Below are 20,473 nucleotides of genomic sequence, written 5' to 3'. Positions count from 1 at the left end.
ATAAAAAAAATCCCCTACAGAGTAGAGGATTTTCGTGTAAGTATACGGGATTTGTTTATTGGCAGCTACCTAGATACCAAGTAGATCCATCGTCGGAATGCAGGGTGTTATTCCCGTAAGTGGAACCCGGCATGCTATCGTTAGAGCCATTTGCGAAGTAATCTGGCGCCAATGCGTTTCCTTCACTGTAAGCTCTACCAGCAACTTTATGGTAGTAGTTCAATGTCGTAACCTCTTCACAGTTGGGGCTTGTACCACCACCAGTGTCACCGCCGCCTGTGTCGCCACCAGAACCACCTCCGGTGCTTCCGCCAGATGAACAAGCTACTGCTGGGCCTCTACAAGAAGCATCATTATCCTGCCATACACATTGACCCTGTCCTGTAGGTTCTTCGTTAAGCTTAAATGCTGCGGTACCGTATTCGAGGTAACAGGTAGAGTATTCCACATAGCTCAGTCTGCCCGCCGTGATATGTTGATCTAATGTTGCCACTTGACCAGCGTCGATATTAAAGCTCACGCTATCTTGGCTGGAAAGGTTTGTGCTATCTGTTGCTACTACGGTTGCGCTGTTGTTTCCTCCCGGTAAATTACACGCTTCAGCAGAGAAACTTGATTGGTTCATTTGTGCGTTCACATTGCCATTAGCAAATTGAACAACCACCGAACTCAAGTTCTGATTAATATCAGCAACGGAACCCGATACTGTGGCGCATTGTTGATTAACCGCTACGCTAACATCACTAATGGTTGGTGCTGTATCAGGTGGTGGTGGGCCAACATAAACTGACTCGACAATAAATTCGCTGTCCTTGCCTTCGTTGTCTGTTGCGCCAACTGTGACAAAGTAAAGTCCATCCGGTAGTGCATCACTGTAAATGGTAAAATTACCACTTGCATCAACGGTGCCTGACTTAGCATTTGTTGTACCGTTTCTGTCATCAAAAATGGCATTGACGGCCACAACCGAACCTTCAGCATCTTGTGCATTACCAGTGAGCACAATAACATCGCTATTTGTACTGACATTGATGTTGCTTAATTGTGGGCCTTGGTTACGATCAACACGATTGTTGTTTTCTTTAAAATACTGCCCTAAATAATCTGCATAGTTGATGCTCGCAGAAGAAATATAGGAGCCACTCGCACCTGCGCCACCTGACCAAGCATGATCCGCGTTTGTTAATACTAGTTTAGATACTCGTCCATCTTCCCAAAGCGTTTCTACGGCACTACGAGAACCATCAGAAATAGTATTAGTGCCAGCGAGTCTATCAACACCATAAACCGCTGCCATGCCCTGCGAGTTTTGATCGTTGTAGCAAAGGTTTACTGTTGTGTCTCTATCACCTTGTGCGATGGAAGCAATTTGCGTATCGAAATGGTTGGCATAGCTGCCAGCATAAGAAACGCATCGTGAACGCACGTCTGCTTGTTCGCATGGGCCAAGTGCTCCGCTAGAACTCGTACCTATACTTGGTCCGGCGCTCACACCCATCCCAGCGAAAACATCTGGGGCTAAACAAGCCGTTGTGTTGGCAAAAGCTGCACCAGAAGATAACCCTGCGATATAGACTTGGTCTGAATCGATGCCATAACTTGAATCACTTTTTAATGCATTAGCTAAGGAAATTAGGTTTTTGTAATCGCCGGCACTGCGCGATTTTGTTCCTTGCCAGTAAGACCAACAACTGAATCCTGCTTTGTTTACTGCATCGGGAACGGCAATAACCATTCCGTGTTTATCTGCTGCTGCCTCCAAGTTGGCTGTAAGGTAAGCGTCAATTGATTGTGTACAACCATGCAATACAATCATCAAAGCTTTTCCGTTTCCAATATCCGATGTGGTATCGGGAACGTATAAATTAACTTTATTAAACCCACCTACCGCTAAACCTCTCTGCCAGTCGGCAGCGATAGCATTTTGTCCTGCAAGAGCTAGACCGCAAAGGAGAGATACCTTTGCTAGCTTCATTGGTAATGTTGTTTTCATTTTTCACCCCTCTAGTTTATTGGTGGGAATTGCTGTGATGATGTCTGGTTACTAACATTCCCATGAAACTACGGTATTAATTTTTTTGTTACATATCATTAACACTTTAGTACAGCGAGGGGTTAAATATTTACTCTTGCAGTGTTTTCTAGAGATGTGGTTGAAGACGTATTATTAATAAAATTAGTGTGTTAGCAGAAAGTTGGTTGGAGTCGAGCACAAAAAAACAGTCCCCAAAATGTGGAGACTGATTAATTCTATTGATTAGAAATGAGAAATAATGAGTTGTTAAATTGCTGTTATTTATTCAGCTTCATGTAATCAATAGTTAAGTTAGTGAGTAATTCAACACCCAATTTCATACCACTATCGTCAACATAAAACTCGGGGGTATGGTGTGCAGGCGCATCACTCATCGGTGTATCTTTGGGCTTGCCACCAACAAAAAGATATAATCCGGGGACTTCTTTTTGGAAGAAGGAGAAGTCTTCTGCGCCAGTCGTTGCTTTCGTATTGATAACATTTTCCTGCCCCGCCGTTTTGACTAATGTGGGTAGCATTGTATCCATCAAACTAGGTTCATTAAATGTCACCGGATAACTGTAATCGAGTGGTAGCGTGACCTCGGCTTTTGCTCCCATGCTTTCTGCAATTGCATTGACTTTACGCGGTAGTGACTCGTAAATGTGTTCTCTAGAGGCATCACTCAATGTACGGATAGTGCCAACCAGCTCAACTTCATTAGGGATAATGTTTGATCTCACACCACCATGAATAGAACCGACAGTGACAACGGCTGCTTCATCAACTAGTTGAATTTCTCTGCTAACGATAGTTTGTAAGCCCATAACAACTTGAGCAGAAGTAACAATGGGATCGACGCTTAGCCACGGATAAGCGCCATGAGCTTGCTTTCCTTTAATGACGACTTTGAATGGATCGACCGCTGCCATAATGCCGCCGTGTCGATACTTTACTTTGCCAACATCGGTTCGAGAGTTAATGTGCAGTCCGAAGATCACGTCAACTTCAGGGTTCTTCAAAACACCTTCTTTGACCATAACTTCCGCGCCGCCAGTTTCGCCCTCTGGTGCGCCTTCTTCTGCAGGTTGGAAAATGAATTTAATTTTACCGCGAAGCGATTCTTTCTTTTCATTTAGAATCGTTGCGGCGCCCATTAGCATTGCCATATGAGTATCATGGCCGCAAGCGTGCATGACGGGCACTTCTTTACCGTTAAACTCGCCTTTTTGGGTGGATTTCCAAGGTAAGTCAACTTGTTCTGGAACGGGGAGTCCGTCCATATCTGCACGTAATGCAACAACAGGACCGGGTTTACCAGAGTCAAGAATGGCAACCACCCCAGTTTTTGCGACACCTGTTTGCACATCCATTCCCAAGCTTCGCATGTACTTTGCAATGTACTCAGCCGTTTTGAATTCTCGGTTCGAGAGTTCAGGGTTTTGGTGGAAGTGATGACGCCATTCTATGACTTTTGGTTCCAGTTGAGTCGCCATAGAAGCAACGTCAGTTGCTGCGAGTGAATAAGCGGTAGGCAGAGTTGCGAGCAAACCCACGAGATATTTATACTTCATATTATTATTTCCTAGTTCTCGGTTTATTGGCTAAATCAATATTTCCTAGGCACGGCTGCGTACCTGCTAACATCATCGCAAATTGCTAAAAAATCGCCAACTGCATTTAGGTGGAAAACCCAGCAGCAGAGGTAAAGAGCGGATACTTTTATTTATTGATAGATATGTATTTAACCGAAAACGCTGATCATCCATGTTAAACCGAATTGATCCGTGACTTCGCCGTATAAACCGCCCCAGAAGCTGGATGCAAGCGACGTGGTAACTTTCCCACCTTCTGACAGGCCTTTAATAATGCGCTGTGCTTCCGTTTCTGACTCCGCATTAAATGATAAAGAAAAACCAGAAAAGTTCGGTTTACCGGTACATCCTCCATCCGAAGCCATAAACGCCGTTTCCCCAATTTTAAAATTAGCGTGCATAACTTTATCGCCAAAACCTTCGGGACACAGAGATTGGTCGGGGGACTCGCGATATTTCATTAACATGGAAACTTCAATACCGAGAAGTTTTTGATAAAAAGTAAGTGCTTGCTCACACTTCCCTTCAAAATTTAAATGGGTTTCTACTTTCATTAAGGCAACAACGCGTGAAGTTATTTTAGTTATTAGAAATTGTGTGTCATCCTAGCTTTGACGTTTTCAAAAGAAAAGAGTAGGCCAAGAAGAAAAATGAGTATGACTATTCGAGAATTGTTCGACAACAATATCACTTGGGCAGAGAAAATCGATAAGCGCGATCCCACTTTTTTCGATCAGCTTTCCAAACAGCAGTCTCCCAAATTTTTGTGGATTGGGTGTGCGGATAGTCGAGTGCCTGCGAACGAAATTGTTGGTTTATTACCGGGCGAACTGTTTGTGCACCGAAATGTAGCTAACATGGTTGTACATACGGACTTGAATTGCTTGTCGGTGATGCAATATGCCATTGATGTGCTTCAGGTCGAGCATATTATTGTATGCGGTCATTATGGATGTGGCGGTGTGGTTTCTTCGTTAAAAGATGAATCATTCGGCTTAATCGATAACTGGTTGGAACATATTCGCGATGTGATTGCGAAACACAGTGATGAGCTATCGACTTTGAGTGGTCGTGAAAAGGAAGATAGGCTGTGCGAAATAAACGTGTTAGAGCAAGCTGAAAATGTTCGACGGACTTCTATCTATAAAGCGGCTATAGAGCGAGGTCAAAATTTAACAATCCACAGTTGGATATACAGTATTCAAAATGGGCGCTTAAAGGATTTAGGTTGTTAACTGCTCAAATTCACACATAAAAAAGGGATGGCACCTAAGGCTATCCCTCATATTTATTTAGTCACTATATTTGTAAAAATTCAGACTATTCAAACTTCATTTGTCTGCCCAATAACGCCATAGTGGCTTCTTTAATGGGTTTATTTTCGTAAAGCACTTGGTAAATTTGCTCGGTAATAGGCACTTCAACCCCAAAACGTTGTGCAAGTACGTACACTTCCTTGGTATTGCGATACCCCTCAACCACTTGACCAATAGCTTGCATTGCCTCTTCAACGCCTTTTCCCTGCCCTAACGCTAAACCAAAACGACGGTTTCTAGATTGGTTGTCGGTACAGGTTAAAATTAAGTCACCTAAGCCTGCCATTCCCATAAAGGTTTGTGGATCCGCGCCCACTTTGGTGCCCAGACGCGTCATTTCAGCCAGACCTCGGGTAATCAGCGCGGTTCTTGCGTTGGCACCAAAGCCAACACCATCAGAAATCCCAGCACCAATAGCCACAACATTTTTGACTGCTCCGCCAAGCTGTACACCGATAACGTCGTTACTTTTATACACTCTAAAAGATTTCTGACAGTGTAGTTTGTTGGCGAATTGTTCCAGAAAGTCGTTATTTTGAGAAGCCAGAGTAATAGCGGTTGGCATACCTGCGGCCATTTCCTTCGCGAAAGTTGGACCTGATAACACTGCCATAGGCATGTGATCGCCTAATATTTCTTGAGCGACTTCTTGAAGTAAACGCCCTGTTTCTGGCTCAAGCCCTTTCGTGGCCCAAATTAAACGATGCTCAGAGCGAACATAGGGTTTAATTTGTTTTAAAAGATCAGAAAAAGAGTGACTGGGTACGACCACAAGTAAATCTTTACTGGCGCTAACAGCTTTTTCCAGATTGTGCTCAATGGCCATATCTTCTGGAAATTCATACCCTGGTAGGTAATGCTCATTTTGGCGAGTTTGACGCATGTTTTGCATTTTTTGCTCATCTCTTCCCCACAGTAACGTAGGGACTTGATTGCGAGACAAGCAAAACGCAAGAGCCGTTCCGTAAGAGCCGGCTCCGAAAACAGAAATGCGTTCTGATTGCGTTGTTGAGTGCTGCATTGACGATTATGCGTTTAGGGTTGGCGCTTCAGCCGCTTGCGCTTGTTCTTCCTGACGCTTTTGCACATAGGCTGCGAAGATAGCATCAAAGTTTACTGGCGCTAAATTAAGTGGAGGGAAAGTACCACGGTTCACTAAGTTAGAGATGCACTCGCGGGCATAAGGGAACAACATATTCGGGCAGAAAGAACCTAAAGTATGGGGTAATTGCTGTTCTGGAATGTTGTCGATAGTGAAGATACCTGCTTGTTGAACCTCACATAGGAATGCGGTTGCACCATCTAATGTTGCAGTAACAGTTACAGCAAGAACCACTTCGTAGTTAACGTCATCTAATTTGTTGCTGCGCGTATCAATGTCGAGTTTGATTTCAGGTTTCCATTCTTTTTGGAAAACTAAAGGCGAGTTTGGCGTTTCAAAAGAAAGATCTTTTGTATAAATGCGTTGTAACGCAAATTGCGTGCCTTGCTGCTCTGCTGCCGCAGCTTCGTGGTTATGTTCTTCAGCCATAATTCTGGGTCCTGTTACTGGTTTGATGCTATTGAATTAAGCCAACAGCGAATCAAGTTTCTTTTGTTTTTCAAGTGCCATCATATCGTCACAGCCACCTAAGTGCTGATTATTGATAAAGATTTGAGGCACAGTGTAACCACCATTCGCTCGGTCGATCATGGTGTCGCGCAACTCGGGTTGCAAATCAATTTTATACTCTGTGTATTCAATGTTTTTGCTGTCAAGGAGCGACTTAGCGCGTGTGCAAAATGGGCAGTAGCCCTTTGTATAAATCTCTACTTTTTTCATCAGTTTCACTTTTTAATTGGTAAACCTTCGCCTTGCCAAGTATTCATACCACCTTTTAAAACTGAAGCCTTAGCAAAACCCGCTTTTAGCAATTGCATTGCTGTACGCTTTGCTGATACACCCATAGCGCAGACCACAATAATGGGTTTGTTTTTTTCGTTTTCAAGTTTACTGAAGTCAGCTTTCGACACCGCTTCTTGTCCTATTTGCCTCGCACCTAAAATATGCCCTTTCTTGAAGTCACCGGCATTGCGGATATCCAAGATCACAGCTTCTTCTTTATTGATGAGCTGCGTTGCCTCTAGAGTAGAGACATATTTTAAGGGGGAAATAATGGTTTCGATGTAGCTATAAATGAGGAATATAGCCAAAACAACCCATAAGGTTGCCAAATACGGATGATTACCGATAAACTCGACAAGCTGTTGCATAAATCAATATAGCCTTACGTTAAAGTCATCTGAAAAAAGTCTGCAAAGTATATAGAAATTGTACACAGACGCTAGTTTAAAAAGGCCGTTAAGCGCTTTTTCCCTGTACCCAAACAAGAATAAAATGCGACAACGTAGTGGTGCAAAGGTGTTTGAAACCTAATCAAACATGTGCGACGACATGTCCGAAGTTAAATTGAAGTACGAAAAGAATTGTTTGGAGAAACGTGTTCATGAATCCAGTTAAAAAACCTTTTGTGTTAGTCATTTTAGATGGATGGGGTCATCGCGAAGAATTGGAGAATAATGCCATTGCCAACGCGAAAACGCCTGTCCTTGATCATTTATGGGCATCTTGCCCTCATACTCTAATTTCAGGATCGGGATTGGATGTTGGCTTGCCAGATGGGCAGATGGGTAATTCCGAAGTGGGCCATGTTAATTTGGGCGCTGGTCGTGTGGTGTATCAAGATTTCACGCGCATTACTAAAGCCATTCAAGACGGTGAATTTGCAACAAACCCTGTTATTGAGTCGAATCTACAAAAAGCCGTCGCGCAAGATAAGGCGGTGCATATCATGGGATTGCTTTCTCCAGGTGGTGTGCATAGCCATAATGATCATATTTTTGCTTTGATTAAAGCGGCTGCTGAAAAAGGTGCAAAGAAGATCTTCTTACATGCCTTTCTAGATGGGCGAGATACGCCACCACGAAGCGCTGAGGCGTCCTTAAAGCAAGCTGATGCATTGTTTGAAACCCTAGGCGTGGGTAAGACCGCATCGCTTATTGGGCGTTATTATGCAATGGATAGAGACCAACGCTGGGATCGCATTCAAAAAGCTTACGATATGTTGACGTTAGGTAAAGCTGATTACACCTCAGCGAGTGCAGTGGAAGGATTAAGTGCAGCGTATGAGCGCGATGAGAACGATGAATTTGTGAATGCGACGCTTATCGGTGATGCTGAGCCAATCCAAGAAGGGGATGTGGTGTTCTTTGCTAATTTTAGAGCGGACCGTGCCCGACAAATTTCTCGCGCCTTTACCGATGCAGATTTTACTGGCTTTAAGCGTGAAGTCGTGCCTAAGCTTACGGGCTTTGTGTCACTCACTCAATACGCTGCGGATATCCAGTCTCAGGTTGCCTTCCCTCCAGAAGAACTGAAAAACGTGTTGGGTGAATGGCTTGCCAATCATAAGCGTACTCAGTTGCGTATTTCTGAAACCGAAAAATATGCTCACGTAACCTTCTTCTTTAGTGGTGGACGTGAAGACACTTACGAGGGCGAAGAGCGCGTTTTGGTTTCTTCTCCTGATGTTGCAACTTATGACTTGCAACCGGAAATGAATTCTGAAGAACTCACTAATAAGCTGGTGGATGCGATTAAATCTCAAGAATATGACTTTATTGTGTGTAACTATCCCAATGGCGATATGGTTGGTCACACAGGGGTATATGAAGCTGCTGTGAAAGCATGCGAAGCTGTAGATACCAGCATTGGCCGCGTTGTTGAGGCGCTAAAAGACGTGGGCGGTGAGTGTTTAATTACGGCTGATCACGGTAACGCTGAGCAAATGTTAGATACTACAACTGGTCAAGCGCATACGGCTCATACTAGTGAATTAGTGCCTTTCATATATGTTGGTCGGGATGCTCAGTCTCGTGAAGGAGCTACTTTAAGTGATGTTGCTCCCACAATACTGCATTTAATGGGAATGGAACCACCAACGGAAATGACCGGAAAACCAATCATGATCTTGCCTAGCGCATAACCTGCTGGACTACATTCTTTGAATATGAAGTGGCTAAAACAGAACTGGACAATGAAGCAAGCAAGGCCGCTTAGCTTCACTGTTTTAGTCACTTTATTTCTTTCACTATTGGCCTTTTTGTTGGGGCCTCATTTTGCCTTTGCTCAAGAAGATGATTCTGAACAACCCGAAAAAGCTCTTCAAGAAATTCAATCTCAAATAAAAAATCGCCAATCTCAATTACATGCTCGACTAAACGAAGCTAAACGTTTGCAACAACGTTTGAGAAAAGCTGAATTAAGTATCTCCTCATTAACGCAAGATATTGTGGTGAGTGATAGGCGCATAGAAGACAATTTGTCGGAACAAAAACAGTTAGTGAAGGAAAAAGCGTTATTGCTCAAGCGTAAAAATAACCAGCAAAATTTACTGGCGAAGCAAATGCGCAGTGCGTATATGAGCGGTAACAACGATTACACTAAAATGCTTTTGAATCAGGAGGATGCGGGTAAGTTTGAGCGTATGTTAGTGTACTATCGTTATCTAAATTTTGCGCGCCAAGATCAAATTAAACAATTCGAAGCACTCGTGTCAGAACTCCTAGATGTCGCCAAAAAGTTAAAAGAATCTAACGAAAAGCTGCAAGCAGAAAAAGAAAAACAACTACAACAAAAGCAAACCTTGCTTGCACAGCAAAAAGAAAGAGAAGACACGCTCGCCGCTCTTAACAATGTCATCGATAATGAAGCGGCTCAGATAGAGCAATTGCAAATTAATGAGCAAAATTTAGTTCAAGCACTGGAGGATGCTCGTAATGAGTTGGAACGAAATGCCCAAGAGTTAACGGGCATCGAGCCGTTTAGGGGAAAATTGCTGAAACCTGCGGATGGTCGCTTAAGAAAATTGTTTGGTAAACGCAGGCAAGGACAAGTGCGTTGGAAGGGGGTTTTATTCTATGGTGACTCAGGAAATCCCATCCGTGCTATTCATCATGGGAAAGTGTTGTTTTCCGATTGGTTACGAGGCTTTGGTTTGATGACAATTTTAGATCATGGCGACGGTTACATGAGCCTTTACGGACATAATCAAGCCTTGTTAAAACAAGTGGGTGATTATGTTGAAGCGGGCGAAACTATTGCTTTGCTAGGTCAAAGTGGTGGTCAAAACCAACCCTCTTTGTACTTCGAGATCCGGCATAAAGGACAGCCTGTTAATCCATCAAAATGGCTACAGAAATAATTGCAAAGATTAGTGGATTATATGATCTGTTTATCTATAATGAGGCCAAGGTTGATACTAATTCTTATCAACGATAATCAAAGCCTAAAAAAATAATAGAGCTTAATAAAAGCCGTGCGCAACAATAATATCTGTAAGGCAGTTGTTTCTGTTTGGAAGCAACTTGTTGGAACAGAAAAAGTCACGTTTAAATGTGAACTTAAAAAAACGCTTTCTGTTCGGCTGGATAGTAAATTATTCCGGTCACAGTGGGCGTTTATCTTTTTTTTAGCCGCCTCCTTCATTTGCCATCAAGTAAAAGCCGCAGATATTGCATTAATCATCGACGATATTGGTTATAAATCCGAAGACATCAATGCATTTACATTGCCGAGTGAAGTGACTTTTTCCATTTTGCCTCATACCCCCTACTCCATCTCATTTTCTCAATTGGCAGAGCAACAACAACGCGAAGTGATGATGCATGTTCCTATGGAAGCATTATCGGGTAAATCCCTTGGACCGGGTGCATTAACAGCAAATATGTATCCTCAAGATATTAAGTCGAGCTTAGCGGCTGCTCATGAAAGTGTCCCAAATGCGATTGCAATTAATAATCATATGGGCAGCAAATTGACGCAGTTAACATTGCCGATGACAGCAACAATGGAATATCTCCACGATACAGGTTTGTATTTTGTTGATAGTCGCACAACGAAGTACAGTCGCGCTGAGAATATCGCAAACAAGATGGGAGTGCCGAGCCTGCACCGACATGTGTTTTTAGATCACATCCCAGAGCCACGTCATATTGCTATGCAATTTAAACGACTACGTCGTATTGCCAATAAATACGGTCAAGCAGTAGGCATTGCCCATCCACATCCGCAAACATTGTCTTACCTTAAACAGCACTTACCTGAATTAGCTGAGGAGGGAGTAAGGTTAGTACCTCTTAGTGAATTGATTCTTGGCAAGCACGGTCAGCTAGCGATGAATCGGTATCGGGAAAATGCGCGTTTTTCTAAGCTTCCCGAGTCGCAAGAATAAACCCTTTAGAACATTGTTTTATTCATATCTGCATTTTTCTCATGTTTTTTATTTGTACGATCTTGTATCTCAGACTAAATGTTATATTATATCATCCCGTTTAAACTCATGGTTTGTTCAATTTAATAGAGCTATGCAAATTAAAACACGCATTCTAGATAAATTTGGTATTTGGGCTTCCAGCCTTTGTGCTGCTCATTGCCTGTTATTACCTGTGTTGTTGCCACTCATTCCATTAATGAGTGCAAGCTTTGTCGCACAAGATTGGTTTGAACGTAGCATTTTGATTATTTCGTTGATTGCTGGTTTTTGGGCTGTCTTCTCAGGCTTCTATCGTTATCACAAGCAAGTTTACCCCATTGTGAGTATTGCGTTAGGTGGCATGATTTATTGGAATAAAGATGTATTTGGTGAGACTTACGAGCCCTTCACAATAGCTGTGGGCGCAATGCTCATCATTTTTGCTCATGTCGCTAATTTGAAGCTTTGCCAACGAGCTAAACAAATCAATTCTTAATATCTCCGCTGTGTTTCCGTGACATCTAATGCCGTAAATACCAAATTAACCCAGTCTATTGGTGAACTAATTTTTATTGAGTGAGTCAAAATAGCAGTAGTTAACTGTTTGATTTTGTAGTGCTTAACGTTTCCATCTATCCTCCACCTGCGGCATTGCGCCGGACTCCCATCTCTAAACCTTTCCCGTGGGGATATGTCTCAGTTGCGATTATTTTCCATATTTTTATCGTCTTATTGCTACAGTATGAGCGAGATACCACTCAGGGTAATGAGCTTTCAAATTCGTTACCGGTGCAACCTATTCAGAGTTACCTTGTTGATGCAGCGTTGTTTAAGCAAACCTCATCATCGGATAATCTGGAACCTGAACAGGTTTTGGAACAAGAAAAAACTAAAGCCTCATTGCCAGCGATTGAATCCACAAAGGAAAAAAACACTATTCAAAAGCGTACTGATGAAAAGACTAATCAAGAGTCGCCGAGTGCCGAAATGCAAAAGCCTGTTCAACCCCAAACTCAAGCGGACGCTACAAGTTTGCCGTCGAGACCACCTGCCGAGTTATTTAAGCAATTTTCTGGTGCTACAAATACCGGTAAGTATCTGGAAAATCTAAATCGAAATGCACTAAATGCATTGTCGCAAGCAAGGATAAATGAGTACTTCACTAACAAAGACACGGTTAGACTGCCTGATAGGAAATATGAACCTAAAAGGTTTGGTATCGGACGACCAAAACCTGCTCGGGTGAATTGTGATAGCAGGATCAATAAGACTATCGCGGTGCTAGGAGGGATAATGGGTGGGCAAGTAAGTTGTTCAAAGAAAGATGATTATCAGAAGTATATCGATGCGAGGTTGAAAGGCTTACCTCAGGAGGACATATTAAAGGCTCAACCTGAGGCTGCTAATCCAAACACACTAAAGTTGCCCAAGTATCATCGGAAAATCGGTGATAGTAACCGTTAACTTCACGCCCAACTTGTAAGGTGTCACAGAGCTTTTCCGCGATTTTAAAGGTAATACGCCTTTCGTTCACGTCAAATTCGACAACATTTACCGCTTTAAAATCAAAGAAGCGTTGAACACGAGGGTAAGCGGCTTTGTAAAAGCTTTCTTTCACGGAAAAAATTAACGTGAATACTTCCTGAGGCAGCAATGCCTTTGTGTGCAAAATATCAAGGTTTTCTAACGGCATGATATGTTTGCCGATTTTGTCCATTGTATCGGGCTCAACAGTTAATTCGACATCAATACCTAAGCCTGTCACATTTGGGTCGTTGCTCACAATTGCGGTGGCAAGTCCGGTAGTATGACTTATTGCACCCATAATACCTTGTGGCCAGATAGGCTCACGGTGCTGACCTATCCGTATAATTGGAGAATCAAGTTCAAGTTCTTCAAGGGCCTTTTGAGCACAATAACGCCCAGCCAAAAACTCCGAGCGTCTCTTGACGACCGATTTCTTGACTGTCTCGGGGCATCTAACTTTAAACATATCAAAAAGATGGTCCTGATAAGCTTCTTGATTGAATTCGCAAAAATGTTGCGACAGGCTTGGATGTCCCCACCAGTTAGCTTGACCATGATTAATTAAAAAGGGCAAGCTTGATATGTAATTTTGTCTGCTATTCATTGTTAATATCCTTACACCATCTTGACAAACCATTATGGTTTTTGAGCAAGACCGATACCACAATCCCTAAAGCACTTATTTGTTGCTTCCTGAAACACATTTAGGCACTCAATTGGGTTAATAAATTTAACCTTGTAGACGTGGCTCAACTTAACACGAATTGCGCTGTTTAGTAAAACCGCATTTGCCTTAAACGCATCCTATTGTTTTGCAAACACTGGAATAACACTTGCTAATTTATTTAAGTCTTTAACGTTATCGGTTGCAACGGCATCTATTGCGACCGCAGAACCGGGCATTCCCCATACTACACTTGATTCTTCATCTTGTGCGTAAGTATGTCCACCCATTTGTAGTATTTTTAACAAACCAACTGCACCATCTTTGCCCATTCCCGTAAGAAGAATGCCTAAAGCATCTGCTTTGGCTTGTTCTGCAACAGACTCAAATAATACATCAACACTCGGGCGATGTCGGTTTACTGGGTCAGATTCTTCTAATTTACACTGATACCCGACCGCCCTTCGTTTAATTTTTAAGTGCTTACCACCTGGGGCAATATACACATGACCGGGTAAAATACGTTCTCCTTCCTCAGCTTCTTTTACCGTGACAGGTAAATACTCGTTTAAGCGCCTAGCGTATGAAGCCGTAAAACTCCCCGGTAGATGTAAAGCAACCACGATAGACTCGCATCCGGTAAAGCGTGTATTCGATAACATAGCTCTTAATGCTTCTAATCCACCCGTTGAACCACCTATAGCAATAATTTTATTACTGGGTTGAGAGGGAATATTAATTGCCATTGCGCGCTGAATGTCAATGGGTTTAATTTTCGCTTTTTCTTCAGCTGTTAGTCGGTTTTGAAATCGTAATAATTTACTTTTGGGAACCGAAGCCGCAGTCATGACTTTGCTGATAATTGTATGTTTATATTCTTCCAAAATTTTATTGAGATGAACTGGTTTTTCAACAAAGTCGATGGCACCTGTCTCTAGGGCTTGCATGGTAATTTGTGACCCTTCTGATGTGAGTGTCGAAATCATCACAACGGGCATCGGGCGCAGCCGCATGACATTTTTCAAGAAGGTAATACCATTCATGCGAGGCATCTCTACATCCAAGGTGAGTACGTCTGGGTTAAGATCCTTAATCATTTGTCGGGCTTCGTGGGGATCGTTGGCACAACCTACAACCTTAAGGCGGTTATCCGAACTAAAAATGGTTGTTAGGAGCTCTTGTATTAGCTGAGAGTCATCAATGATGAGAACTTTTATTTTTTTCATTATTTAGTCAAACAGGTCGATATCACCTGCAACCTCCTCTTGTTTGCTCAGCTCGTTTTTATATCGGTTTTCTCGAGCTAGGATCGTATCGTTGTGCATATGTTGCAAGCGTTTCACTTTCACCGTGCCTTCTAAAGGAAAGAACATCACTTTTCTTGGATGGGGGCCTCCTAAATCCGATGCCGCCAGTTTATACCCCTCCATTGTCATAAATTTATGTAAAAAGCTGATGTTGCGTTGCCCTATAGATGTCATATTTTTGATAATTTGTCCCCCGCCAAAGGCTTTGAAAACAAGCCGATTTTTATCTCCGCCATTTCGTAAGATGTCGTTGACTAAACGCTCCATTGCAACATCACCATATCGGAATGAATCACTTAATAAATCCATATTCGAACCACTTGGCAACATGAAATGGTTCATTCCACCAATGCCAAGTGTCGGGTCGCTAACACACACTGAAATGCAAGAACCCAAAACGGTTGTAATCACTTCATTTTCTTTTGTGACGTAGTATTCCCCAGGCAGTATCTTGGCGACTTTAGATTTATTTTGTCTGTCAAAGTAACGATTAATGTGTTCAAAGCCAGGTAAGCAAAGAGGTAGAGAATTAGATGAATTAAGCATGTACCACCCCTTTTAACGTTTGCGATAAATCGTCTTACCGACGTTATCAAAGTCGGTGTTATCTTTACCGATAGATTCGGAGTGTCCCAAAAATAACAAACCTGAAGGAGCTAAGTGATCAGCGTACTTTTGGATGATTTTCTGCTTAGTTTCATTCTCGAAATAAATCATCACATTGCGACAAAATATAATGTCGAAGGTTTTATTGAGGCGCCAATTTCTTATCAAGTTGAGTTGTTGATATTTAACCAGATCGCGATAGCAGGATTTGATGCGACAAAATCCATCGTTTTTTCCCGTACCTTTAAGAAAGAACTGACGCTTAGTATTCTTGTTGTAGGTTTCGATGGATTTTAGAGGGTAAATAGCATTACTGGCTTTCGAGAGTACATCGGTATCCAAATCGGTTCCCAAGATACTAAAAGGGAGTTGATATTCTTTGGCCAAATTGAATAAGTTAATGATGATGGAATACGGTTCTTCGCCAGAGGAACAGCCTGCCGACCATATGGATAAGCTTTCTAGATTTCGCTCTTTGATTTGTTGTTTGAGGTACTCGAAGTGGTACGGCTCTCGATCAAATGAAGTGACATTCGTGGTAATCGCATTAATAAACTCCTTAAACTCAATAGGATCGTTTTCAACGCGTTGTAAATACTCGGTAAAATTCGGTAAATTAAGTTTGCGCAAACGTTTAGCCAAACGGGCGTAATACATTTCGTACTTATCATCTGTAACGTGAATACCTGAATACTCATGCGCCAAGCTGCGTAGCCGATTAAAGTGTTGGCGACTAAATTGAAACCCTTTTTCTTTTTCAAATGGTGTATTAACTGGCATTGGCACACTTCTCAAACAAATCGTCCAACCCTGCAACATGAAGGACAGACAACAAAGTGTCAGTAGGCTCGATTAAATCAACGCTTCTTTGAGTTTTTTGCAAGTGAACAGCCAAGGCGTAGAGTAGTTGCACGCCTGTGGTATCGATATTTTCTATGTTTCTTGCATCAATATTGAGGTGTTTCAGCGCTTCAATTTTCACTATGGCACATAAGTCAGCATGGAAACTTTCTGCCATTTGCACTAGCAGGCGCTCTGGCAGCATCAATGTTCCAATATCTGCATCGAGTGAAAAATGCTCAATATTGAGGTGAGGGCTGTCAGTTTGCTCCGGCTCGGTAGCTTCTTCCTCTTGAAGACTGTGTTCGAGCCACTCAAGGGGATCATGCCCCAAGCGATTCTCTGGATGTTGATCCTTGTTTGTCATCAATCTTTTCCCCACGTTGAATAATATGCTGAGCAAGGGACGCAAACTCGCGACTCGAAGAGCTGGTTGGTGCGTAAGCCATAACAGGTTTGCCATAACTGGGTGACTCCGCTAACACTGCGCGTTCGGCGATATGAATAGGGACTAGGTCATCATCAAAGTAATGTGCCAACTTCTTCAGAACATCTTCGCTTAATTTGCGTTTTTGTAGTCGGCTGACGACGAACCACTTCCGTTTATATCGCCCAAGAACCCGCTCAAAGTTCTGTACGGTCGACATCAACATCGACAAACCAGACATGCCGAAATAATCTGCGGTGACAGGCACGACTAATTCATTCGCCGCCGCGAGCGCGTTAACGACCAAAAAACCCGACGATGGTGGGCAATCCATTACTATAAAATCATAGTCATTAACTGGCTGATGTATGGCTTTTTTTAACAACAATCCTCGCCCCTTTCCTTTTGGCATCGATTCTAATTTTTGAAGCGTTGGTCCAGCGGGAATAAAGCTCAGTGTGTCTGATAACGAAATAGTGACCGCTTCTAAGGAGGCGTCGTCTTTGAGCAGGGCATCGATGCCCGGGCGGTTATTGTTGAAAAACCCAAAACTTTGTCCTAAATGACCCTGCGGATCGATGTCGAGCACAAGCACTTTATAATCTTGTTTTGACAGCGCATAAGCTAAGTTGGCACAAACAGTTGTTTTACCAACGCCTCCTTTTTGATTCACGCAAGCCAGAACTCTCATGAGCTATGCCGATGTTGAATCAGTAATCACCATGTCGTTCAATTCAGAGAGTTCTTGCTCTTCTAGAATTGATTCCAAGGTGAGAATGATGATGATGTGGTCGTTATATTTAAACATTCCTTGTATAAAACTGGTGTCAACCTTAGTTCCTAATGTAGGAGAGTGTTTTACTTGTGTCGGCTCCACGGAAATAACATCTGACACTGAATCAACCACTACGCCTATCAACAAGGTTTCTTGCTTGTTTTCAATCGACATCACGACGATAACCGTTTGTGAGGAAATGTCGCTATGGGCGTAAGCAAACATTTCTCGTAGGTCAATCACTGGCACCATCGTGTTTCGGAAATCAATCACGCCAACACAATGTTTTGGCATGTTTGGCAAGCGCCGGTGTTTACCGAGCGCTCTGATTTCTTGCACTTTAGTGATGTTCAGACCGTACTGCTCATCGGAAAGTGTGACGCAAAGCAACTGTATGTCATCTTGATTCATAGCGTATACATCACTCTATTTAGAATTCTTGCCACTCATCATCTGAATCGCCTTTTGAAGAAGCGGAGATGTCACTGGGTGAAACTTGCTTCTCATTAGGTGCAGGACGACTACTTGGTGAATGCGCTATCGGTTTTGGACGAGAGACAGGGCGATGGCTACTGGCATCGTCATCTGTTCTGAAGAAGCTCACAATATCCACCATTTCATCAGCTTGTTGCACGGATGACTGGCTTGCGGAAGACGCCTCTTCTGCTAATGCCGCATTTTGTTGTGTAATGTCATCTAATTCAGCAACCGCTTGATTGACCTGACCAATTCCAGCCGCTTGTTCATTAGTAGAGTTTGCTATATCGGAAATGAGCGTGGTGAGTTCTTCTACATGGTTCAATATATCTTTCAGCGACTCACCACACTTGTTCACTTGTTCGCTACCCGTGCTGACTCGATCGGAGCTGACATCAATTAACTCCTTGATTTCTTTCGCTGAGATGGCAGAGCGTTGTGCAAGATTACGTACTTCGTTGGCAACTACAGCAAAGCCTCGTCCTTGTTCCCCTGCTCTTGCGGCTTCAACGGACGCGTTAAGCGCAAGTAAATTGGTTTGGAAGGCGATGTCGTCAATAACACTGATGATCTCCACAATCTTATTGGAGCTATCAGTAATTGCAGACATTGATTGCACCGCTTCGCTCACAATGGATTCGCCTATTTGCGCTTGCTGTTTGGCGCTGCTTGCTGCTTTGTTAGCGGTACTTGCGTTATCTGCTGTATTGCGGACGTTACTTGTTAGCTCCTCTAAACTGGCGGCTGTTTCTTCCAGATTCGACGCTTGTTTTTCTGTTCGGCTAGACAACTGATCGTTACCAATCGAAATTTCATGATTTGATGAACGAATCGAATCAGTGGATCGTTTAATGCTTGTTAAAATATCATTGAGCTTATCAATGGTGTTGTTTAATGCGGCTGAAACTTCACCAAAATTACCTTGGTAATGATTCACAATTTTGCAGGTTAGTTCTCCTTCAGAGAGTTTCTTGACCGTTGCACTGATGTCTTTAATAAAGGCATTAATGGTTTGCGATAAATTATTCAATCCTTCAGAAATCGTCAAAAAGAAGCCTTCTTTGTTACCGGTATCAATGAGGGATCCAAGATGACCAATACTGACGTCTTTGACTAAGCGCTCCACTTCTTCTTGAATGTTGATTTGCGATGTAATATCGCTCCATTCAACTACGGTGCCTAGGCGTTCACCGCGGTTATCTTTAACCGGGTTTGCAATTAAGTTGAAAGCGCGCCCGCCAACGGAAATTTGCGCTTGGTAAGTGGACTCTAAACGGGATAATAACGATTTTTGATGCTCGGGGTTTTTGTGGAAAATATCCACGTTTTTACCAATCAAGTTATCAGGGTCGAAGTGTGGTAGGTCTTTGCGTAAGTCACTTGCTGCATTACGCAGCATGGCCAAAACTGACTGGTTGATGTAAACAATATTGTTTTGATTATCAGCCACCATAACGTTTGTTGTAACGTTGTTTAATGCAACCCGAATTCGCACATTTTCTTGTGCTTGAACTTCTGCATGTTTTTCATTTGAAATATCTGCCCACTCAAGTGTAGTGCCAAGGCGATTGCCTTTTTCGTCAATAACAGGATTCGCAGTAAGCTGTAAATACAGTCCTTCGAGGTTTATTTCGGTTGTGTAAGACTGACTGAGTTTATCCAACAATCCTCGCTGGTGGCTTGGATCTTTGTGAAAAATATCAATGCATAAACCTTCGAGTTTTTCTGGGTCAAAATCGGCTCGAATAGTCTTAAATTTATCAACATTAGTCCGCATCATGTTGCGTAAACTGTCGTTTAAGTAAACGATTTTGTAATCCGCGTCCGCAAGCATCACATTCGTTGAGACTGAACCTAACGCTGTACTAATACGCAGGTTTTCCTCAATTAACTTTTTACGCTCAGCTCTATCTGATAAATCTGTCCACTCAACTATAGTGCCGGTACGCACCCCTTCTTCGTCATAAACGGGGTTGATACATAGCCCGAAAGTTAAGTTACCGACAGTTATTTCAGAACGGTATTCCGTTGTTAGGCGGCTAAGCAATTGGCGTTGGTGACTGGGGTCCTGATGGAAAACGTCAATGTTTGTGCCGACTAAGTTTTGTAAGCTAAAGCCGGTGAAGTGCTGCGATAGCGTATGTTCATGTTGTTTGAGCATCGAGCGCAGGCGGCTATTGATATAAACAATGTTGTAGTCAACGTCGGCAAACATTAAGTGTGTATTTGCTTTGTCGACCGCTGTTTGCGCTGAAAGCAACGAATGTTTCGTATCTTGTGCTAACACATCACTTTCTGAAAGAGAGACTTTTACGGTTCGAATAAGATCACTAAATGCTCGATGCGCTTGAATAAGTTCTTCATTATTGGAATCAATGGCCCTGACTTTAACTTCTTGCAATTCGCCTATTTCGATTCGGTTTACGATGTCGCGAATTTGTTGTGTTAGTTGCTTCCAGTGTTGTTGAGCACCTGTGTTAGACATTTGACTATGCCAAACGGCTACTACAATACCTATCATTGATATGACCATGATATATATTGGCATTTGTGGGTTGGCACCTATGCTCCAAGCGATCGCAATATTGACGAGAAAGGCTAGAGCAATTAAAGCTGTTGCGACCATGGTTTT

The 20,473-nt window shown here is 42.7% G+C and carries 21 protein-coding genes; 6 read left to right on the top strand and 15 right to left on the bottom strand.

Annotation, left to right across the window (positions count from 1 at the left end; genetic code table 11):
* Positions 1–55: 55 nt before the first annotated feature.
* The 3 genes from HJG39_RS08205 to HJG39_RS08195 form a co-directional block, all read right to left on the bottom strand.
* Positions 56–1,993 (bottom strand): extracellular catalytic domain type 1 short-chain-length polyhydroxyalkanoate depolymerase, encoded by a 1,938-nt coding sequence (locus HJG39_RS08205; RefSeq protein WP_268408416.1) that lies wholly within the window; start codon positions 1,991–1,993, stop codon positions 56–58.
* Positions 1,994–2,292: 299 nt separating this feature from the next.
* Positions 2,293–3,510: an amidohydrolase gene (locus HJG39_RS08200; protein ID WP_268408489.1), complete on the bottom strand. Its 1,218-nt coding sequence runs from the start codon at positions 3,508–3,510 to the stop codon at positions 2,293–2,295.
* Between the two features lie 248 nt (positions 3,511–3,758).
* Positions 3,759–4,163, bottom strand: coding sequence for a VOC family protein (locus tag HJG39_RS08195; protein WP_268408415.1), 405 nt, complete (start codon positions 4,161–4,163; stop codon positions 3,759–3,761).
* A 96-nt stretch (positions 4,164–4,259) separates the two neighbouring features.
* Here HJG39_RS08195 and can point away from each other — a divergent pair, with 96 nt between their 5' ends.
* The gene (gene can, locus HJG39_RS08190) at positions 4,260–4,844 is read left to right on the top strand and encodes a carbonate dehydratase (RefSeq protein ID WP_268408414.1); all 585 of its coding nucleotides are present in this window, start codon (positions 4,260–4,262) and stop codon (positions 4,842–4,844) included.
* Between the two features lie 85 nt (positions 4,845–4,929).
* Here the strand turns inward: can and gpsA are convergent, their stop codons facing one another.
* From gpsA to HJG39_RS08170, 4 genes are read right to left on the bottom strand one after another with little or no spacing between them, the layout of a single operon-like run.
* Positions 4,930–5,946, bottom strand: coding sequence for an NAD(P)H-dependent glycerol-3-phosphate dehydrogenase (gene gpsA / locus HJG39_RS08185; protein ID WP_268408413.1), 1,017 nt, complete (start codon positions 5,944–5,946; stop codon positions 4,930–4,932).
* 6 nt (positions 5,947–5,952) lie between these two features.
* Entirely contained in the window at positions 5,953–6,456 is a 504-nt protein-coding gene (secB, locus tag HJG39_RS08180) for a protein-export chaperone SecB (protein ID WP_268408412.1), read from the bottom strand.
* A gap of 36 nt (positions 6,457–6,492) precedes the next feature.
* On the bottom strand, positions 6,493–6,747 hold the full coding sequence (gene grxC, locus HJG39_RS08175) for a glutaredoxin 3 (protein WP_268408411.1): 255 nt from the start codon (positions 6,745–6,747) through the stop codon (positions 6,493–6,495).
* Between the two features lie 5 nt (positions 6,748–6,752).
* Positions 6,753–7,178, bottom strand: coding sequence for a rhodanese-like domain-containing protein (locus tag HJG39_RS08170; protein ID WP_268408410.1), 426 nt, complete (start codon positions 7,176–7,178; stop codon positions 6,753–6,755).
* 233 nt (positions 7,179–7,411) lie between these two features.
* Here HJG39_RS08170 and gpmI point away from each other — a divergent pair, with 233 nt between their 5' ends.
* The 5 genes from gpmI (at position 7,412) to HJG39_RS08145 (ending at position 12,682) form a co-directional block, all read left to right on the top strand.
* Positions 7,412–8,950, top strand: coding sequence for a 2,3-bisphosphoglycerate-independent phosphoglycerate mutase (gene gpmI / locus HJG39_RS08165; RefSeq protein ID WP_268408409.1), 1,539 nt, complete (start codon positions 7,412–7,414; stop codon positions 8,948–8,950).
* Between the two features lie 24 nt (positions 8,951–8,974).
* A complete protein-coding gene (locus HJG39_RS08160; RefSeq protein ID WP_268408408.1) occupies positions 8,975–10,168 on the top strand; it encodes a murein hydrolase activator EnvC family protein in 1,194 nt (397 codons plus the stop codon).
* Positions 10,169–10,282: 114 nt separating this feature from the next.
* Complete coding sequence (locus HJG39_RS08155) at positions 10,283–11,197, top strand: divergent polysaccharide deacetylase family protein (RefSeq protein WP_268408407.1); 915 nt, start codon at positions 10,283–10,285, stop codon at positions 11,195–11,197.
* A gap of 133 nt (positions 11,198–11,330) precedes the next feature.
* On the top strand, positions 11,331–11,714 hold the full coding sequence (locus tag HJG39_RS08150; RefSeq protein ID WP_268408406.1) for a MerC domain-containing protein: 384 nt from the start codon (positions 11,331–11,333) through the stop codon (positions 11,712–11,714).
* Between the two features lie 119 nt (positions 11,715–11,833).
* Positions 11,834–12,682: a hypothetical protein gene (locus tag HJG39_RS08145; RefSeq protein ID WP_268408405.1), complete on the top strand. Its 849-nt coding sequence runs from the start codon at positions 11,834–11,836 to the stop codon at positions 12,680–12,682.
* On the opposite strand, the gene HJG39_RS08140 is transcribed toward HJG39_RS08145, so the two are convergent.
* The 8 genes from HJG39_RS08140 to HJG39_RS08105 form a co-directional block, all read right to left on the bottom strand.
* Positions 12,621–13,349, bottom strand: coding sequence for a 4'-phosphopantetheinyl transferase family protein (locus HJG39_RS08140; RefSeq protein WP_268408404.1), 729 nt, complete (start codon positions 13,347–13,349; stop codon positions 12,621–12,623). The genes HJG39_RS08145 and HJG39_RS08140 overlap by 62 nt on opposite strands.
* 200 nt (positions 13,350–13,549) lie before the next feature.
* Entirely contained in the window at positions 13,550–14,635 is a 1,086-nt protein-coding gene (locus tag HJG39_RS08135; protein WP_268408403.1) for a protein-glutamate methylesterase/protein-glutamine glutaminase, read from the bottom strand.
* A 3-nt stretch (positions 14,636–14,638) separates the two neighbouring features.
* Positions 14,639–15,262, bottom strand: a complete 624-nt coding sequence (gene cheD / locus HJG39_RS08130) for a chemoreceptor glutamine deamidase CheD (RefSeq protein ID WP_268408402.1) — start codon at positions 15,260–15,262, stop codon at positions 14,639–14,641.
* Between the two features lie 12 nt (positions 15,263–15,274).
* Positions 15,275–16,102 (bottom strand): CheR family methyltransferase, encoded by an 828-nt coding sequence (locus HJG39_RS08125; RefSeq protein ID WP_268408401.1) that lies wholly within the window; start codon positions 16,100–16,102, stop codon positions 15,275–15,277.
* Entirely contained in the window at positions 16,092–16,529 is a 438-nt protein-coding gene (locus tag HJG39_RS08120) for an STAS domain-containing protein (RefSeq protein ID WP_268408400.1), read from the bottom strand. Before HJG39_RS08120 ends, HJG39_RS08125 begins: the two co-directional genes overlap by 11 nt.
* Entirely contained in the window at positions 16,486–17,280 is a 795-nt protein-coding gene (locus HJG39_RS08115; RefSeq protein ID WP_268408399.1) for a ParA family protein, read from the bottom strand. Before HJG39_RS08115 ends, HJG39_RS08120 begins: the two co-directional genes overlap by 44 nt.
* Before the next feature lie 3 nt (positions 17,281–17,283).
* Positions 17,284–17,775, bottom strand: a complete 492-nt coding sequence (locus HJG39_RS08110) for a chemotaxis protein CheW (RefSeq protein WP_268408398.1) — start codon at positions 17,773–17,775, stop codon at positions 17,284–17,286.
* A gap of 19 nt (positions 17,776–17,794) precedes the next feature.
* Entirely contained in the window at positions 17,795–20,467 is a 2,673-nt protein-coding gene (locus HJG39_RS08105; RefSeq protein ID WP_268408397.1) for a methyl-accepting chemotaxis protein, read from the bottom strand.
* Between the last annotated feature and the right edge of the window lie 6 nt (positions 20,468–20,473).

Origin of the sequence: Alteromonas sp. a30, from assembly GCF_026788005.1 — a bacterium.
Classification (GTDB): Bacteria; Pseudomonadota; Gammaproteobacteria; order Enterobacterales; family Alteromonadaceae; genus Paraneptunicella.
This window is presented reverse-complemented; position numbering and strand designations above follow the sequence as displayed.

Bases quoted from the DNA above. Each gene is read 5' to 3' on its own strand.
- HJG39_RS08160 (WP_268408408.1), top strand. From the start codon at position 8,975: ATGAAGTGGCTAAAACAGAACTGGACAATGAAGCAAGCAAGGCCGCTT.
- cheD (WP_268408402.1), bottom strand. From the start codon at position 15,262: ATGCTTAATTCATCTAATTCTCTACCTCTTTGCTTACCTGGCTTTGAA.
- HJG39_RS08195 (WP_268408415.1), bottom strand. From the start codon at position 4,163: ATGAAAGTAGAAACCCATTTAAATTTTGAAGGGAAGTGTGAGCAAGCA.
- HJG39_RS08110 (WP_268408398.1), bottom strand. From the start codon at position 17,775: ATGAATCAAGATGACATACAGTTGCTTTGCGTCACACTTTCCGATGAG.
- grxC (WP_268408411.1), bottom strand. From the start codon at position 6,747: ATGAAAAAAGTAGAGATTTATACAAAGGGCTACTGCCCATTTTGCACA.
- HJG39_RS08105 (WP_268408397.1), bottom strand. From the start codon at position 20,467: ATGGTCGCAACAGCTTTAATTGCTCTAGCCTTTCTCGTCAATATTGCG.
- HJG39_RS08150 (WP_268408406.1), top strand. From the start codon at position 11,331: ATGCAAATTAAAACACGCATTCTAGATAAATTTGGTATTTGGGCTTCC.
- HJG39_RS08140 (WP_268408404.1), bottom strand. From the start codon at position 13,349: ATGAATAGCAGACAAAATTACATATCAAGCTTGCCCTTTTTAATTAAT.
- gpsA (WP_268408413.1), bottom strand. From the start codon at position 5,946: ATGCAGCACTCAACAACGCAATCAGAACGCATTTCTGTTTTCGGAGCC.
- HJG39_RS08125 (WP_268408401.1), bottom strand. From the start codon at position 16,102: ATGCCAGTTAATACACCATTTGAAAAAGAAAAAGGGTTTCAATTTAGT.
- HJG39_RS08120 (WP_268408400.1), bottom strand. From the start codon at position 16,529: ATGACAAACAAGGATCAACATCCAGAGAATCGCTTGGGGCATGATCCC.
- HJG39_RS08200 (WP_268408489.1), bottom strand. From the start codon at position 3,510: ATGGCGACTCAACTGGAACCAAAAGTCATAGAATGGCGTCATCACTTC.
- gpmI (WP_268408409.1), top strand. From the start codon at position 7,412: ATGAATCCAGTTAAAAAACCTTTTGTGTTAGTCATTTTAGATGGATGG.
- can (WP_268408414.1), top strand. From the start codon at position 4,260: ATGAGTATGACTATTCGAGAATTGTTCGACAACAATATCACTTGGGCA.
- HJG39_RS08135 (WP_268408403.1), bottom strand. From the start codon at position 14,635: ATGAAAAAAATAAAAGTTCTCATCATTGATGACTCTCAGCTAATACAA.
- HJG39_RS08205 (WP_268408416.1), bottom strand. From the start codon at position 1,993: ATGAAAACAACATTACCAATGAAGCTAGCAAAGGTATCTCTCCTTTGC.
- HJG39_RS08115 (WP_268408399.1), bottom strand. From the start codon at position 17,280: ATGAGAGTTCTGGCTTGCGTGAATCAAAAAGGAGGCGTTGGTAAAACA.
- secB (WP_268408412.1), bottom strand. From the start codon at position 6,456: ATGGCTGAAGAACATAACCACGAAGCTGCGGCAGCAGAGCAGCAAGGC.
- HJG39_RS08170 (WP_268408410.1), bottom strand. From the start codon at position 7,178: ATGCAACAGCTTGTCGAGTTTATCGGTAATCATCCGTATTTGGCAACC.